Source organism: Marinospirillum sp. (assembly GCF_014859565.1).
The window spans coordinates 1-17022 of the sequence record NZ_JACUUA010000002.1 but is presented as its reverse complement, the minus strand read 5'-3'; the positions used below and the strand labels follow the sequence as shown (position 1 = coordinate 17022).

Sequence of the window (17022 nt, the reverse complement as noted above, 5' to 3'; positions counted from 1 at the left end):
TTGATGCCCCCATGCAGAAAATTCTTGCCCGACTGAATGATCATCAACAGGAAGCCGTACAGCAGGTGGATAGCCCACTACTGGTACTGGCCGGTGCCGGTTCCGGCAAAACCAGTGTCATCACCAGCAAAATTGCCTACCTGATTCGTGAGCGGGGCATGGCCGCGCGTCACATCTGCGCTGTCACCTTCACCAACAAAGCAGCCCGTGAAATGCGTGAGCGGGTCGGTAAAATGCTCAGTCGAGAAGAAGCCAAAGGGCTGACTGTATCCACCTTCCACTCACTGGGGCTGGACATCATCCGCAAGGAAGTGAAACACCTGGGTTATAAAAGCGGTTTTTCCCTGTTTGACACCGAAGACACCAAAGCCCTGATCCGTGATCTGATGCACAAGGATGCTCAGGTGGATGCCGACATTATCAATCAGGTGCAGCATCTGATCTCCAACTGGAAAAATGATCTGGTGGAGCCGGAAATGGCGGCACAGGCATCAGAGGAAAACCCTTCTGCTCGTCTGGCAGCACAGGTGTATGAGCACTATAACCGCCACCTGCGTGCTTATAATGCGGTGGATTTTGATGACCTGATCCGCCTGCCGGTGCTGTTGTTTCAGCAGCAGCCCGAAGTACTGGAAAAGTGGCAACACCGGATGCATTACCTGCTGGTGGATGAATATCAGGACACCAACATCAGCCAGTATCGGCTGGTGAAACTCCTGACCAACCTGCGCAAAACCTTTACTGTGGTGGGGGATGATGACCAGTCCATTTATGCTTGGCGCGGTGCCCGACCGGAAAACCTGATTCAGCTGGGTGATGACTTCCCCAATTTAAAAATCATCAAACTGGAACAAAACTACCGCTCCACCGGGCGTATTCTTAAAGCGGCCAACCAGCTGATTGCCAATAATCCACACCTGCACGAAAAAAACCTCTGGAGCCAGCTGGGGTATGGTGATCCCATCCGGGTGATTGAATGCCCCAACGAAGAAGCCGAAGCGGAGCGTATTGCTGCGGAAATCATGACCCGCCGTATTAAGGAGCGGGTGCACTGGAAAGATTTTGCCATCCTTTACCGGGGTAACTTCCAGTCACGGATTCTGGAAATCAAACTGCAGGCTTTTCAGATTCCCTACAAGATCAGTGGTGGTACCAGCTTTTTTGCCCGCAACGAAATCAAGGACATCATGGGTTATCTGCGTCTGCTGATTAACCCATCTGACGACAATGCTTTTTTGCGCATCATCAATATTCCGCGCCGGGAGATCGGCCCGGCGATTCTGGAAAAACTGGCTATTTATGCCAAGGATCGGGGTGTCAGCTTGTTTGCTGCCTGCCATGAACTGGGGCTGGAACAATACCTGAAAGAAAATCAGGTGGAGCGACTGCGACGTTTCACCCACTGGCTGGATGGCATCATCCGCCGTTGTGAAACAGACGACCCCATAGCAGCCATCGGTGAAATGATCCGCGACATGGATTACGAAGCCTGGCTGCACCAGAATGCCAGCTCGCCTACAGTGGCAGAAAGGCGTTATGCCAACATCTGGGTATTGATTGACTCGCTGGCAGAAACCCTGAAAAGAATGCAGCAAGAAGACGACCAGGCTGGTATCCGAGAAGCCATTGCCCGACTGGTGTTGCGTGATTTACTGGAACAACAGGAAGAAGAGGATGACTCCGACAAGGTGCAACTACTAACCCTGCACGCCTCCAAGGGGCTGGAGTTTCCACAGGTGTTCCTGATGGGCATGGAAGAAGAACTGCTGCCACATCGCAACAGCATTGAAGCCGACACCATTCAAGAAGAACGGCGACTGGCCTATGTAGGCATCACCCGCGCACAACAACAACTGACGCTGACACTCACCAAACAGCGCAAAACCTATGGGGAAATGCTCAACTCCACCCCCAGCCGTTTTCTGGATGAACTGCCGCAGGAGGATCTGAAGTGGGAAGGCCGTAATGTGGAAGAAGAAACAGTGGAAGACAAACAACAGCGCAAGAAAGACAGGATCAGTGCTTTAAAAGCCATGCTGAACAGCTGAACCGTTTGTGCTGGCACAAAAAAGGCGGCGCCGAAAAAATCCGGCAACCGCCTTTTTTATTGCTCAGGCGTGATTAACGGCTGGCTTCAATCAGGTAATCCACTGCTGCCTTAACTTCTGCATCAGAAAGATTCGGGTTGCCACCCTTAGCAGGCATACCACGGATACCGTTCAGAGAATGATCATAAAGTGTGTCCACACCCTGAGCCAGACGTGTACTCCAGGCAGCGACGTCACCCTTTTTAGGCGCACCGGCTGCACCGGTATTGTGACAAGCCATACAAACGCTGTTGTACACCTGATCACCGGACTTGGGGCCGGCAGCCACAGGTGCAGCAGCTACACCACCACAATCCATACCTTGCAGGCACAATTCGCCGGAAGGCTTAAGACGCTCAGCAATTTGTTCGGGAGTTGCATTACGTGCCTGCACCTGCAGCGCCATCAGCACACCAAAACCCAGAACGGCTGCAGCAGCCAGGATGCGGGACACCTGAATTCTCTGTTTCACTCTCACCACCTCTAGTCTGGTTTCAGGCCAACCGAGCCAGGCTGTTAAGCCTTAACCGATGGGAGCCTGTCTATTTTAAAATCAAGCGGAAAAATTTAGTCGGGCGATTATACCCAAGAAACTCCTGCTTCGTAACCATCTACGTGCTGACCTTTGGTATCAACCAGAACGAAAAAACTGCAAAAAAGCTTTTTCTCTGCGCCCTGCATCCATCGGGTCAACCGGCTTAAAACAAATACAACTGCCGGGAACCTGCTGCGCCAGCTGATCCAGATCCATCGGGCAAACCGCACCTATTTTGGGATAACCACCCAGAGTTTGACGTTCAGCCATCACCACCACCGGCAAACCGCTGGGTAACAGCTGAATACTGCCTGCCACCAGTGCTTCTGAAACCAGAGGTGAGGTAGCCTGCCTCAGCAGCTCTGGCAGTTCATCATCCGGCTCGAACAAACTTGCCATGCGACTACTGGCCGCAGTCAGTCGCCAGTCGGTTTGATAAAAAGCCTTGCGGAAAGCAGCACCCAGCTGCTCAGCTTGATACCCTTCAATCACACCCAGGGTTAACGGCAGGGAATAATCTGGCAACCAGTCATCCGGTACAGCACGGCGATGCAAAGTATGAGCGGCAATACCTTGCAAAGGCAACAGATCGCCAGCCTGCAAGGCACTACCCAGGCCATCCTGACCACCCAGCATTTCCCGTTGTACACTGCTGCGACTGCCACCCAGTCCAACCGGCGTCTGCCAACCACCAGCCACCGCCAGATAAGCTCTCATACCAGTACGGGCAAAACCCAGCTCCAGTCGGCTGCCTGCTTGCACATAAAAAGACTGCCAGTTGCCCTGCGGCAATCCATCCACTTGTGCCTGCATGTCTGCACCGGTTAATGCACACCAGGTCGACTGCAAAAACTCCAGTTGTAAACCACCCAGGGTGATTTCCAGTGCTGCTGTGCCCCAGGGGTTATCCAGCAAACGATTACCCCAAGCCCAGGCATGGCGATCCATCACCCCACCCTGAGTTAATCCCAGATGCGACACCCCCCAGCGTCCGGCATCTTCCACCAGTGTCAGCACACCACCCTTGAGCACCCGAACCCCGGTAAAACTCATGGCTGTTGTACCTGTGTCAGCGAGCCACCCAGACGTAAAAATTCGGCCTGATCAATCGGCACAAACTGCACCCGCTGACCGGGTTGCAACAGACTGGGCGAGTCCCGCATTCGATCAAAAAGTTTAACGGGGGTTCTGCCCAGCAGATTCCAGCCGCCGGGTGTGTCCTGTGGGTAAACTGCCGTCTGACGATCCGCCAATGCCACACTACCGGCGGGTACTACCGCTCGGGGCTGACCCAGGCGCGGCATGGATAAAGCCGGCGGTGTTAAAGACAGGTAAGCAAAACCCGGCGCAAATCCCAGTGCACAGACTTCATAATCCAAGGATGAATGCAGCTGGATCACTTCATCAATCGACAAGTTGCAAGCACTGGCAACCCGTTGTAAATCCGGTCCGACCTGCGGGTCATAAAACACTGGCAACTGAACCAGTGGAGCATCCTGTAATGTGGATGGTGGTGGCAACCAATCCACCAGCAGGGTTTCCAGTCTGTCCAGCAAGCTTTGATGATCCGTTTGCAGCAGATCATATTCCAGCAACAGGCTGGTGTAAGAAGGTGTCAGTTGCGGTTGGATATCGGCCAACTGCTCCAGCAGGTACTCACGCAGCTGGCGCAGTTGTTGTGACAGTCCCGGTGTAACCTGATCCGCCAGCACCAGCAATACCCCGCTTAAACCAGCACGGTAGAGCTTATATTGCATGGTGTTTAACCAACCGGAACAGGGTTTCGGCAATCTCCACGGCACGCGGATGATCACCGTGTACACACAGGCTGTCGGCTTTGACTGGCTGCCCTCGTAATAACTGCTGTGCCTGCGCCTGAATGGCTGGCAAATCATGCAACACGGCTCCGGCCTGGTTGCGTGGCATCAACAAACCCTCTGGGGTATAAGCCCGATCGGCAAAAGCTTCAAAATAAAGTGGCAACTCATATTCAGTGGCCTTGTGGATCACCGCTGAGTTATCCGCACGCGCCAGCAACATGAGTTTAAGCGGGTGTTGTTGATGCTGATTCAGCCGTGCCACGGCCTGCATCACGGCATCCAGCAGATGGGGATCTCGCAACATATCGTTGTACAGCGCACCGTGGGGTTTTACATAACGGATACTGCCACCTTCTGCCTGAGCAATCGCCTGCAAGGCTCCCACCTGATACAGAAGCAGGTGTTGCACTTCATCCGGGGGCAGCTGCATGGAGCGCCGCCCAAATCCCTGCAGATCGGGATACGAGGGATGAGCACCCATCTCCACGCCCTGCTCTAATGCCAGCTTTACAGTCGCTGCCATCACATCCGGGTCACCGGCATGAAAACCACAAGCAATACTGGCCTGATCCAGCCAGGGCATCAGCAGTTCATCCTGCCCCATTGGCCAGGCACCGAAACTTTCACCTACATCGGCATTGATAAGCATGGTTTTTTGATCTTGTTGTTAAGTTGCAATAAAACATAACACGACTGACCCAAAAGCTTCATCTGTTGATCTTAACCTGAAGCCCTTGTTGGATTGGATTCTGACGGCAAGACAGGCAATCATGAATCGTGACCCATGATTCAATGATTCCTCTTGCAAATCAGCATAAAGAAGATTACAACAGCAACATTAATTGCTCTGCATGGAGGTGGATGTGTCCCAGCTGTTAATCCGTTATTCCCGTATCCTTGAGATTGTTGGTGACATCGTCAAGGTACACGTTCCCGCCTCTGAAGCCGGTGCCTCCCAGATCAGTTTTGGTGATCTGGCACTCATCGAAAGCAAAGACGAAATGCAGGATGTACTGCCCCGCACTGCACAGGTGATCCTGCTGCAAGGTGAGGAGGTTTCACTGCAGGTTTTTTCTGGCACCAAGGGCTTATCCACCCATTCGGTGGTGCGTTTTCTTGGTCGCCCGATGGAAGTCACCTTTTCACCCAATATTCTCGGACGTGCTTTTTCCGGCACCGGTCACCCGATTGACGGTGGTCCGGCTCTGACTGAAGAACCAAAAATCGAAATCGACGGCCCGACCGTTAACCCATCCCGGCGTATCCTGGCATCCCGCATGATCCGTACGGATGTGCCAATGATTGATGTGTTCAACTGTCTAGTCGAAAGCCAGAAGATCCCCATTTTCTCGGTGGCCGGTGAACCCTACAACCAGTTGCTGGCTCGTATTGGTGCTCAGGCGGATGCTGACATCGTAGTGTTTGGTGGCATCGGGCTGATTTTTGACGACTACTATTTCTTCCGCCGTACCTTTGAAGAAGCCGGTGTAGCTGCACGTACCGTAATGTTTGTGCATCAGGGTTCTGATCCCACCGTGGAAGCCCTGCTGGTACCGGATATGGCGCTGGCGGTGGCTGAGCGTTATGCCGTCAGTGAAGGCAAAAAAGTGCTGGTGCTGCTGACCGACATGACCGCTTATGCTGATGCCCTGAAAGAAGTGGGCATCTCGATGGAACACGTACCCTCTAACCGAGGTTATATCGGTGACCTGTATTCCCAACTGGCACGGCGTTATGAAAAAGCCTGTGACTACAAGGGTGCCGGTTCGGTCACCATCCTGTCGGTGACCACCATGCCCGGTGATGATGTGACTCACCCAGTACCGGACAACACCGGTTATATCACCGAAGGCCAGTTTTACCTGCACAATGGTGTGATTGATCCCTTTGGTTCACTCTCGCGTCTGAAACAGCACGTGATTGGTAAGGTCACCCGTGAAGATCACAGCCAGATCATGAACACCCTGATCCGTTTTTATGCCGCTTCACAGGATGCTGAGCAGAAACAGGCCATGTCGTTTGAACTCAGTGAGTTTGATGAGCGGGTGTTAAAGTTCGGTCGCCTGTTTCAATCACGCTTTATGGACATCAATGTCAGCCTGCCACTGGAAGAAGCCCTGGATCTGGGCTGGCAAACGCTGGCGGAGTGTTTCCGTGAAGAAGAGCTGCTGATGAAACAAAGCCTGATCGACAAGTATTTTCCGCACCAGATTGCCACTGAAAACGCCTGACAGGAGTCTTTGCCGTGAGTAAGTTGGCACTGAACAAAAGCACGCTGAACAAGGAAGGCCGCAAGGTCAAAGCCTACAAGAAGTTTGTTCCGGCGCTGGATTTAAAACGCAAACAGCTACTGGCTGCCCGTGCTACAACACGGCGCTTGCTGCTGAGCGGTGATGAACAACTGAACCAGTTACAGCGGGAAATCCGCGAACAATTACCGATGTTGTCCAATTTTTCCGGTCATGCCAGTGAACTGGTGGAAGTCCAGACACTGGATATTGCTCAGGCTAATCTGGTGGGTTTACGCCTGCCGGAAATCCGAAGCCTTAAGCTAGTCGCCAAACCCTATTCATTACTGGCGACTGATCACTGGATGGATCACCTGACTCGGCTACTGATTCAGGCCACTGAGTTACAGCTGCATCAACAGGTACTGAACAAACGCATGGAGCTGCTGGAAAAAGGTCTGCAAAAAACTACCCAGCGCCTGAACCTGTTTGACAAGGTGCTGATTCCACGCTCGGAACGCAACATCCGCAAGATTCGTATTGCCCTGTCGGACAGTGAACGCGCCGGGGTGGTCACCTCCAAAATTGCCAAAAACAAACGGCTCAAGGCAGGTCAGGCATGAGTATTCTGCAGCTTGAAAAAGCCTCCCTGATCGGGTTGACCCAGAACAAGCTACAAACGCTGGATGCCCTGCAGCAACTGGGTTTGATGCACATCATTCCACTGCATGATGTGGAGTCGCGTGCCGCTGCTGAGGAAGACGTTAATCCGGAGCTGTTAAAGCGCTCACTGCAGTATCTGCTGAGCTGCCCGAACAAACGGCGTCAGGTCACCCGTGACAAGCAGCTGAACTTAAAACAGGTGCTGCTTGAGGTGGATAAAAATCGCAGCGAACGTATTGCCTTGAGTGAACAGCGCGATTTTCTACAAAAACGTATCAAGGATCTGGAACCCTGGGGTGAATTCTCCCTGCCCGATCCGGATCATCTGAGTAATGAGAAATTCTGGTTCTATCTGGTGCCCAACTTCAAGATGAAAGAAGTGGAACACACCACGCTGCCCTGGATATCCGTACATCAGGACAACCGCCACACCTACATAGTGGTGGTTGCAGCAACAGAACCCGATGCCAATTTGATGCCGGTGCCACGTACTCATACCGGTGACGTGCCTTTAAGCCAGCTGCGCGAACAGCTGGAAGAGTCAGAAATCAGTCTGGAAGCCACCGAAGCCCAGCGTGAAGCCCTGACTCGCTGGATTTACCTGTTACAACGCAACATTGCCAACACCGAAGATGCGGCACTGCTGGCCGAAGTGGCTGATCAGACCCAGGATTATGATGAGCTGTTTGCCCTGCAGGGCTGGATTGCTGAACGAGATCTGAAACAACTGCAAAGTTTTGCCACACAACAGGGGCTGGTATTGCTGCTGGAACAACCCAACATGGAAGAACTGCCCCCTACACTGCTGGAAAACCCGGAAAAGGTGGGTGGCGGACAAGAAGTGGTCAATTTTTTCCAGACCCCCGGTTACCGCAGCTGGGATCCATCACGGGTGGTGTTTTTCTCCTTTGTCAGCTTTTTTGCCATTATCATGTCGGATGCCGGTTATTCACTGCTGCTGGGGGCCATTCTGCTCTGGTACTGGAAATCCATGGGACAAACCGAAACCGGACGCCGCCTGCGCGCCATGGGTGCCGCACTGACTGGAGCCGGGGTGTTCTGGGGTGTGCTGGTTGGCAGTTATTTTGGTGCCTCCGCACCGCTGCCGTTGCTGGGTTCATTAAAAATCCTCGACCTCAACGACTTTGATTCGATGATGACCCTGTCCATCTGTATTGGTGCCGGACACCTGATTCTCGGCAACCTGATGATGGCCTGGGTCAGGCGTAAATCCAGCCAAGGTCTCTCCTCGGTGGGTTGGGCACTTTCGGTGTTCATCGCTTTGATCGGCTGGATTTACGGCTTCACAACACTGCACTGGGTGATTTTTGGTCTTGGGTTGGTGTTGGTGTTGCTCTTCTCGGCACCAAAATCCAGCCTCAGCCTTGGCACCCTGGTCTCCGGCCTGCTGGCACTCACCAATGTCACCAAAATTTTCGGCGATATTCTCAGCTACCTGCGTCTGTTTGCGCTAGGTCTAGCCAGTGCCTCGCTGGCGATTACCTTTAACCAGCTGGCTGCTGATGTAGGTGCAGCCATGCCGGGTATTGGTTTGCTGCTACAGATGCTGATCCTGCTGGTGGGTCATCTGCTCAATTTTGTATTAACCGTGGTCAGCGGGGTCATTCACGGCCTGCGTCTGAACCTGATCGAGTTTTATAACTGGAGTCTGGCTGATGAAGGTTACCCCTTCCAGCCCTTTGCAAAACGGGAGGTAACACCTTGGATAACCTGATCTTGGCTCTTGGCTGGGCAGGCCTGTACGGCCCCATGGCACTGGGTGCCATCGGCAGCATGATTGGCTGTTCGCTGGCCGGTCAGGCAGCAGCGGGCGCATTGTTGGAAACCGAAACCGGCCATGGCCGCTACATAGGTATTTCTGCCATGCCGTCATCCCAGTCCATCTACGGTATTGTGGTGATGTTTGCCCTGAACCGTGAACTGACACTGGGTAATGCACCGGGTCTGGCAGCCATTGGCCTGCTCTGCGGCCTGGCACTGATGTTCAGTGCAATTTATCAGGGTCGCAGCTGTGCTTCTGCCATTAATGTTTCAAAAATCCGTCCAGAAATCTTCGGTATGTCACTGGCACCGGCTGCCATCGTGGAAGGTTTTGCGGTTTTTGCCTTCATTTTTGCTCTGGTGATCAGTGCCGGTGTGCCTGCCTAGTTAATGAAAGGTTTCACGGGAGCTGAACATGACTGAACTGGAAAAAAACCACGCCTCATCCGGCATCGAAGCGCTGATTGAACAACTGCGGCAACAGGGTGTTCAGAAAGGGCGCAGCGAAGCCGGTCGGATTATTGAGGATGCCGAGAAGGAAGCCGAACTGCTGCTGAAACAGGCACAAGAAGAGGCGGAATCGTTACGGACACAAGCACGCAAAGAAGCAGCTCAGCGGCGTCAGGCTGGGGAAGACGCCCTGAAAATGGCGGCTCGTGATCTGCTGCTGGATGTAAAAGAAAGCCTGGCGCGCAGTTTCACCGATCAGGTGGATCGTTTGATCCAGCAGCAGATGAACAATCAGGAATTCATGCAGCGCATGATTCTGGAGCTGGTGGGTCGGGTGCGTGATCAATCCGGCCTGAATGAAGCCGCTGCAGTGGAAGTCTTATTGCCGGACAACATCATCGGTCTGGATGAAATGCGCCGCAACGCCAGTGAATACAAAGAAGGCCGCCTCAGCCAGTTTGTGCAGTCCTTGTCGGCTGAACTGCTGCGTGAAGGTGTCAGCTTTAACAGCCATAAAGGTGAAGGTATTCGTGTAAGGCTGGTGGGGCAGGACATGGAAGTGGACCTGACTGATCAGGCCATTGCCAAACTGCTGCTGCGCCACCTGCAGCCACGCTTCCGTGCACTGCTGGAAGGAGTGATCCGCTAGTGACAGGTTATTACACTCTGGTAACTGCACTGCCCAATCTGCCACCACTGGCACAGTGCAAACAGCTGCCGATTTCCAGAATTGCTCTGGATCGCCGCCTGACGATGCTCAGTGATGAAGATTTGCAGCAGTTGCAACTGGCTGAAAAGCTCTACCACCAGAGTGACTTGTCGCTACAAACCCTGCCGGATCAAACACTGGTCAAGGATTGGCAGCATCAGCTCAACCAACTGGAATCACCCGCTATCCGTGAACGCATCCAGTTCCGGCTGGAATGGCAAACGCTGCTGGCCGCCCTGCGTTATCGTCAGCAGGGGCGCATCGGGCCGGAGCATTTTTCCGGTTTTGGACGCTGGACAGGACAGATCCGCCGCCGCTGGCACGAACCGCTGTTCGGTTTGGACAACGCCTTACCGTTTTTGGCAGAGCTGCAACCGCTGCTGCAGAAAGGCCATTCCGGAGAGCTGGAACAACAGCTGAACGCCTGGTTGTGGAAAGATTTGTTATTTGTAGAGCGCAGCTTTCAGTTCACGCTGGAAACCGTGATCTGTTTTGTACTGCGCTGGGGACTGGCGGAAAAACATATTAAAAGTGATGCCACCCAAGCACTGGTTTCTTTCCAGCGCATGAGTGAACAACTGCTGGAATCACCAGCCATCACGCAACACCTGCAATCAGCCTTTGAGGAACTCTCCTGATGAAGGATGCACAGATTACTGCCCGGGTCGCCGGAGTCAGGGATGATATTGTCACCCTGCGGCTGGAAACGGATGAGCAGGGACAGTTCTACCCCCTGATCAAAAACGAAGTGGTGTATATCTGCCCAACACGTACACCTGCCGATGGCCGACAGGAATACCTGCAGGCCGAAGTATTACGGGTGCGCCATGGTGAAGCCGATGTACAGGTCTTTGAGAACACCCGTGGTGTTGCCATTGGTGATCCGGTGCGCCAGTCCGGCCAGATGTTGTCCGTGACCCTGGGTCCGGGTTTGCTGGGTCAGGTGTATGACGGCCTGCAGAACCCACTGGAAATTATTGCCTCCCAGCATGGTTTTTTCCTGCCCCGTGGTTTGCAGGTGGAAGGCATCGACAGTCAGAAACAATGGGCTTTTCAACCGGGTGTGAAGGTTGGTGCACGATTAAAAGCCGGTGATCCGGTGGGTCATGTGCAGGAAGGTCGCTTCAAACACAAAATCATGGTGCCTTTTAATCAGATGGGTGAAGTGGAAATCACCTGGATTCAGGAAGCCACCTTCACGGTGGACACCCCCGTTGCCCGTATCCGTGATCATCGCGGCAAAGAACATGAACTGACCATGCAACAACGCTGGCCGGTACGTATTCCGGTGTGCCAACCGCTGCTGGCTCAACGCTTCAGTGAACGCTGTTATCCGGAGCAGCCTCTGCTGACCTCCATCCGCCTGATCGACACCTTTTTCCCGGTGGCCAAAGGTGGTACGGCCTGTATTCCGGGGCCGTTTGGTGCCGGTAAAACAGTTTTACAAAGCCTGATTTCGCGCTTCTCTGATGTGGATATTGTGGTGATAGTAGCCTGTGGTGAACGTGCCGGTGAGGTGGTGGAAACCATCACGGAATTCCCAGCACTGCCCGATCCCAAAGGCGGCACTCTGATGGATCGCACCATCATTATTTGTAACACCTCCTCCATGCCAGTGGCTGCGCGTGAGGCCTCCATCTATACCGGCATCACACTGAGTGAGTATTACCGCCAGATGGGTTACAACGTGCTGGTTATTGCCGACTCCACCTCGCGCTGGGCACAGGCAATGCGGGAAACCTCCGGTCGACTGGAAGAAATCCCCGGTGAAGAAGCCTTCCCTGCTTATCTGGATTCCTCGGTACGTACCCTGTACGAACGTGCTGGTTTAATCCGCAACAACGAAGGTGAATACGGCAGCCTGACCTTAATCGGCACCGTTTCACCGGCAGGTGGTAACTTTGAAGAACCGGTGACCCAGTCCACCCTGCGTACCGTCAAAACCTTCCTGGGTTTGAGTGCAGATCGTGCCTACAAACGGGCTTACCCAGCGGTTGATCCGCTGATCTCCTGGTCACGTTATCTGGATCAACTCAGTAACTGGTACGGTGAAAATCTGGGTGAAGGCTGGGTAAAAGACGTTAAACAGATGCACCAGTTACTGGTGCAGGGTGAAGACGTACAACAGATGATGCAGGTGACCGGTGAAGAAGGGGTCACGCTGGATGACTTTCTGACCTACAACCGCGCCCAGTGCCTGGATCAGGTGTATCTGCAGCAGGATGCCTTTGATGATGTGGATGCTTCCACCTCTATGCAGCGCCAGCAGACCTTTTTTAAATTGCTGAAACGTTGCTTGTATGAACATCCACATCTGGATGACAAGGACAAAACGCGTGAACACTTCACCCGTCTGACCGGGTTGTTCCGCAACCTCAACTACAGCCGTGAAGGCAGTCCGGATTTCAAACGCTACTGGAATGAAATCCATCAGCTGAACCACTTCCCGCTGCCAGTTGCTACTGAAACAGACAGCCAATAATCCCCCCATGACCTATAAACTCAGCAACCTGGCCGGAGACCTCTCCGGCGGGTTGACTGCCGGTATTGTGGCACTGCCCTTGGCGCTGGCGTTTGGTGTTGCCTCCGGTGCCGGTGCACTGGCCGGGCTTTATGGTGCCATAACACTGGGATTGGTTACGGCATTGCTGGGCGGCACTCGTGTGCAGGTGTCTGGCCCCACCGGCCCAATGACCATTGTTTTTGCCTCGGCACTGGTTATGCTCGGCAACAATTTATCACTGGTAATGATGGTGGTACTGGTGGCCGGGTTGTTCCAGCTGTTGCTGGCAGCCCTGCGTGCCGGTGTTCTGGTGCGTTTTATCCCCTACCCAGTGATATCTGGATTCATGACCGGCATTGGTGGCATTATTCTGGTATTACAACTGGCTCCACTGCTGGGGCAAACTGCACCCTCGACACCCTTGCAAGCCTTGTTACTCTTGCCTCAACACTTGCAAGACATCAACCTGCAGGCACTGCTGCTGGGTGGCATTACACTGCTGCTGGTTTTTCTGACCCCCGCCAGTATCAGCCGCTGGTTACCGTCCCCACTGGTAGCGCTGGTCGTATGTACCCTGATCAGCCTGCACTTTGCCATGGATGTGCCGGTAATTGGCAACCTGCCTTCAACCCTGCCGCAGTTCACACTGCCTGGTTTTGCACTGGATCAATGGACACTGATCTTCACCCTCGGTTTAACTCTGGCAGTGCTGGGAAGCATCGATAGTCTTCTGACGTCTCTGGTTGCTGACTCCATCACCCACACTCATCATCAACCCAACCGAGAGCTGATGGGACAAGGGCTGGGTAATATGCTTTGTGCTTTTATCGGTGGGCTGCCGGGTGCCGGTGCTACCCTGCGTACCGTGGTGAATGTTAAAGCTGGAGGCAACAGCCGCCTCAGTGGTGTGATTCATGCCTTGCTTCTGCTGGGTTTGCTGTTGGGACTGGCACCTCTGGCTGAAAACATCCCGCTGGCAGTTCTGGCCGGTATTCTACTGAAAGTGGGTGTGGATATTCTGGATCTGCGTATTTTCAAAATGGCAAAGGTGCTGCCACGCAGTGAATTTGCCATTCTGCTCACGGTGTTGTTGCTGACCTTCTTCACAGATCTGGTGATTGCGGTAACCGCAGGGATCATTCTTGCGATGGGCATTATCACCTGGCGATTGGCACAACGTGCCGAAGTCAGTTTTGAGGTGAACCACGATCTACCTTCCCTGAATCGCCAGACAGAAGGAGTGCGCATCCTGCACATCAAGGGGCCGTTGTTTTTTGGTTCCACCAGCCACATGCTGGACCGTATTGAAGCAGTGGATGCAGTGCTGGATACCCGCCAGATTATTCTTGATTGCCGCAAAATCCAGCTGCTGGATGCCAGCGCCCTGTTGATGCTGGATGAAGCTGTTGCCCACTACCAGAGCCGCCAACTGGATGTGGAACTGGTCGTACGCCCCCACCTGCGCAACCAACTACTCGAAGCCCACCTGCCGCATATTCATGCTGACCTGGTATTTACCCACCTGGATGAAGCCGTGCAGGGGAAGCAGAGTTGAGCTGGTTCGGCTTCAAATTGAAAAAGGCTGGCAGGCAAAGTCTGACAAGGATTTCTCATCATCTGCGTTAATCACTGCCAGTCCCTTTTCCCTGAACTCCCTGAGAGTTTTCTCGATATATTCCCTTGCCCTGCTATCCAGATCGTCTTTCAGGCTGACCTCAAGTAACAGGTTGTCTTCTTTAATAATTCCTTGCCCCGTCAATTCGCTCAGCTTTTTATCCAGCTTATCAATCCGATCAACTGCACGCTCTGGCTGTTGCTGGTGAAAAACAACCGGCTTGATGGCTCGTAACGGCACCCCATCTTTCATATAAACAAAAGGGAAGGTCTGTGAGTGCAGACCTGCTGTCAGCTTTTCCTTTTTATAATGCTGAGCAACACCCAAGCCATGCAGGATGTCGCGCACACGCTGCACAAGCTGCTGTTCCCAGTCGGGCGTTTTTGTAAAGCTCCGCTCAACATAATGCTGGAAAAGCTCACTGGTTTTTTCATGAGGCGTTTCTGCATAAACAAACTTCGGGCCGGAAAAACGGATTAAACCGCCTTTCTCACGTGTAGCCTCATCAAAAATCTGTAAAGCCAGAGACTGCTGGTATTCATTGACCAATAACGCTTGCACCCGCTCAAGTTCTTCACGGATAAACTCTATCGTGGCCTTATAAATCCTGACATCCAGCTGCTCAAAAAAATGGGTGATACGTTGAAACCGACCCGATGCCAGCTGGAAGTGTAATTGCCTTCTTTCCGGACAAAAAAGGGCTATCCCCACATTGGCGAACTCCTCTGTTTCGCTGAAAGGGATAAACTGGATAACTTTAAATTTGCAGGCCATACGGCTCATAACAACCACTCCAGAAAGTGACACTCTTCACACTGCATCAGCACACTGATCTTTTGCTCCAGCTCTGAGCCTGAGTTTGGATCAGCCTCCAGCCAATCCGTAGGTAAATGCGACAAGTCCGCAATCAGTGCAGATAAGGCCGTATAAAATCTGCAGCCTGCTGGTAAGTGGCTTCAACTTCCGGATAAACCCCATACACCCGAGTGATGACTTCGCTCATACTGGCCGAATCATCTTCATACTCATGCGTCAGAAGATTTCTGAGATTACGCAGTTTCAACCATACCTCCTTGCTGCTGATGGCACCCAACTGCTCCAGTCGATTGAGTTTATCCAGAAAGGGCTGACTGCGCGCTGGCTCTTCCAGCAGATCCAGCATTTGCCTGAACAACCGCTCACCCATGGCATCCTGCATTTTGATGTAGCGGAAAATATACTGATCCAGTGACTCGATTTGCTCTTCCGTCAGCGCAAGATAACCCTGCTCACTCATTGGCATCAATACAGCCAGCTTGCCACGCGCATAGGCCATGCGTTTCAGATGTATTTCACACTCCCTGAGTGCTTTTTCGACCTTGGTTTTGCTCAGCTCATCATTCATAACTCAATTCCTTTGTTTCTGGCTTCTTGCTCAACCAGCCGTGAAGGATCTCGTGCCACAACCAGGTCAATCTTCTGTTCGCCCAGCGCCAGCATCAGTGTGGATAACACCTGCAGCTTTTTATCCAGCAGACCTTCACAGCCATTCGGTGGTTCCACCAGCAAATCAATATCGCCACCTTTTTTGCTGTCATCCACACGACTGCCAAACAGCCAGATCTTAGCCTGGCTGCCAAAAGCCTGATGTACAGCTGTTTTGATTGCGGTCACTTCTTCAGGAGTCAGGCGCATTGGTTTTCCTCATAACCTGCCCACCTCTGATGGGGTTAAACCAAACAGCTGGTTGACTGCGTGGTTAAGCTGATCTTCAGCAGTCTGGATTTGCTGATCCAGCTGGCAGATTTTCTGCTGTTCTGCGGTGAAGTAGTCTTGCCAGCTGTTGCGTTCTGCCACCGGTATCAAGGTGTCTTTTGCTTTGAGTTTGAAGCTTTTTTTCAGTTCGTCCTGCAGGGTTTTAAAATCCAGTTGCCACCATTGCTGGCATTTCTGGTTCAGGCTGGGTTGGGCAGCTGCATTTGCAGGGCAGAGATCATCCAGCAAGCGACGGGTAAAATACTGGCTGACCTGCAGTCGCTGCTCTGCCAGTTGCTGGCATTGCTGCGCCAGCTGTCCGATGCTTTGCTGCTGTTCTGGTGTAGCGGGGGGAACAGGTATGATTTCAATATTCTGCCGAATATATCTATAGAAACCACCCCTAATTGATGTTGATCGTGCTTCAAACAAAAACTTGAATACTTTCGAATTTAACCAACCCAAAAAAAACCAGTCAGCTTTTGGCAGCATATATCCTGTATTCGCTAAAAAGCTGCCATCAGCATTCATAGAAAAATCATTTGAGCTTGAAATATCTGGCCATAGTATCTTTATCTTGCGGAACTCATCGTGATAGCCAATGGAATCCTGTATCTCAAACCACTTGTAGGCTCCTGCCTTTCTTCCCGGCCATTCCATTTCTTTAGACCAATCTTTGGGTTTAGGCTCAAGCTTGTCGCGGTAACTCTCAAGATAACCCTTAACCGCAGGATATTTCTCAATATCTGTTCCGCGTCGGGTAAATATCAACCAGAGATTACGTGTCTGTGTATACCATTTTTTTAGATCTTTTCCTTCAATATAAGGTTTTATGATCTCAGCCGATGCCGGGTCTTGCTGTACCAGCAAGTCTCGTGTTGCCTGATCAATCACAA

The 17022-nt window shown here is 52.5% G+C and carries 17 protein-coding genes; 9 read left to right on the top strand and 8 right to left on the bottom strand.

The genetic code is table 11. The features are described from left to right. The first annotated feature begins 11 nt into the window (after positions 1-11). Positions 12-2048, top strand: a complete 2037-nt coding sequence (gene rep, locus IBX50_RS00575) for a DNA helicase Rep (RefSeq protein ID WP_292252534.1) — start codon at positions 12-14, stop codon at positions 2046-2048. A 73-nt stretch (positions 2049-2121) separates the two neighbouring features. Here the strand turns inward: rep and IBX50_RS00570 are convergent, their stop codons facing one another. From IBX50_RS00570 to IBX50_RS00555, 4 genes are all read right to left on the bottom strand, one after another. Continuing rightward, complete coding sequence (locus IBX50_RS00570) at positions 2122-2559, bottom strand: c-type cytochrome (protein WP_292252532.1); 438 nt, start codon at positions 2557-2559, stop codon at positions 2122-2124. A gap of 159 nt (positions 2560-2718) precedes the next feature. Continuing rightward, positions 2719-3675: a biotin-dependent carboxyltransferase family protein gene (locus tag IBX50_RS00565; protein WP_292252531.1), complete on the bottom strand. Its 957-nt coding sequence runs from the start codon at positions 3673-3675 to the stop codon at positions 2719-2721. Further along, entirely contained in the window at positions 3672-4379 is a 708-nt protein-coding gene (pxpB, locus tag IBX50_RS00560; RefSeq protein WP_292252530.1) for a 5-oxoprolinase subunit PxpB, read from the bottom strand. The genes IBX50_RS00565 and pxpB overlap by 4 nt, the downstream gene beginning before the upstream one ends. Continuing rightward, positions 4369-5091 carry a 5-oxoprolinase subunit PxpA gene (locus tag IBX50_RS00555; protein ID WP_292252529.1) on the bottom strand — a complete coding sequence of 241 codons (723 nt, stop codon included), beginning with the start codon at positions 5089-5091 and terminating at the stop codon, positions 4369-4371. The genes pxpB and IBX50_RS00555 overlap by 11 nt, the downstream gene beginning before the upstream one ends. Positions 5092-5305: 214 nt before the next feature. Between IBX50_RS00555 and IBX50_RS00550 the strand changes: the two genes are divergently transcribed. Genes IBX50_RS00550 through IBX50_RS00515 form a run of 8 tightly spaced genes read left to right on the top strand, consistent with a single transcriptional unit; the run spans position 5306 to position 14332 of the window. After that, positions 5306-6673 carry a V-type ATP synthase subunit B gene (locus tag IBX50_RS00550; protein WP_292252528.1) on the top strand — a complete coding sequence of 456 codons (1368 nt, stop codon included), beginning with the start codon at positions 5306-5308 and terminating at the stop codon, positions 6671-6673. A 14-nt stretch (positions 6674-6687) separates the two neighbouring features. After that, a complete protein-coding gene (locus tag IBX50_RS00545; RefSeq protein ID WP_292252527.1) occupies positions 6688-7293 on the top strand; it encodes a V-type ATP synthase subunit D in 606 nt (201 codons plus the stop codon). Next, a complete protein-coding gene (locus IBX50_RS00540; RefSeq protein ID WP_292252526.1) occupies positions 7290-9068 on the top strand; it encodes a V-type ATP synthase subunit I in 1779 nt (592 codons plus the stop codon). Before IBX50_RS00545 ends, IBX50_RS00540 begins: the two co-directional genes overlap by 4 nt. Then, positions 9056-9502, top strand: a complete 447-nt coding sequence (locus IBX50_RS00535; RefSeq protein WP_028303529.1) for an ATP synthase subunit C — start codon at positions 9056-9058, stop codon at positions 9500-9502. The genes IBX50_RS00540 and IBX50_RS00535 overlap by 13 nt, the downstream gene beginning before the upstream one ends. Before the next feature lie 28 nt (positions 9503-9530). Beyond that, a complete protein-coding gene (locus IBX50_RS00530; RefSeq protein WP_292252525.1) occupies positions 9531-10214 on the top strand; it encodes an ATPase in 684 nt (227 codons plus the stop codon). Continuing rightward, positions 10214-10912, top strand: coding sequence for a hypothetical protein (locus IBX50_RS00525; protein ID WP_292252523.1), 699 nt, complete (start codon positions 10214-10216; stop codon positions 10910-10912). Before IBX50_RS00530 ends, IBX50_RS00525 begins: the two co-directional genes overlap by 1 nt. Next, entirely contained in the window at positions 10912-12756 is a 1845-nt protein-coding gene (locus IBX50_RS00520) for a V-type ATP synthase subunit A (RefSeq protein ID WP_292252522.1), read from the top strand. The genes IBX50_RS00525 and IBX50_RS00520 overlap by 1 nt, the downstream gene beginning before the upstream one ends. A gap of 7 nt (positions 12757-12763) precedes the next feature. Next, positions 12764-14332: a SulP family inorganic anion transporter gene (locus IBX50_RS00515; protein ID WP_292252521.1), complete on the top strand. Its 1569-nt coding sequence runs from the start codon at positions 12764-12766 to the stop codon at positions 14330-14332. Positions 14333-14344: 12 nt separating this feature from the next. Here the strand turns inward: IBX50_RS00515 and IBX50_RS00510 are convergent, their stop codons facing one another. The 4 genes from IBX50_RS00510 to IBX50_RS00495 form a co-directional block, all read right to left on the bottom strand. Continuing rightward, positions 14345-15175 (bottom strand): DUF3037 domain-containing protein, encoded by an 831-nt coding sequence (locus IBX50_RS00510; RefSeq protein WP_292252519.1) that lies wholly within the window; start codon positions 15173-15175, stop codon positions 14345-14347. 124 nt (positions 15176-15299) lie between these two features. Continuing rightward, positions 15300-15776, bottom strand: a complete 477-nt coding sequence (locus IBX50_RS00505; RefSeq protein ID WP_292252517.1) for a hypothetical protein — start codon at positions 15774-15776, stop codon at positions 15300-15302. After that, on the bottom strand, positions 15773-16066 hold the full coding sequence (locus tag IBX50_RS00500) for a nucleotidyltransferase domain-containing protein (RefSeq protein WP_292252515.1): 294 nt from the start codon (positions 16064-16066) through the stop codon (positions 15773-15775). The genes IBX50_RS00505 and IBX50_RS00500 overlap by 4 nt, the downstream gene beginning before the upstream one ends. A 9-nt stretch (positions 16067-16075) precedes the next feature. Further along, on the bottom strand, positions 16076-17022 hold a 947-nt coding region (locus IBX50_RS00495; protein WP_292252513.1), incomplete at its 5' end, for a TaqI-like C-terminal specificity domain-containing protein.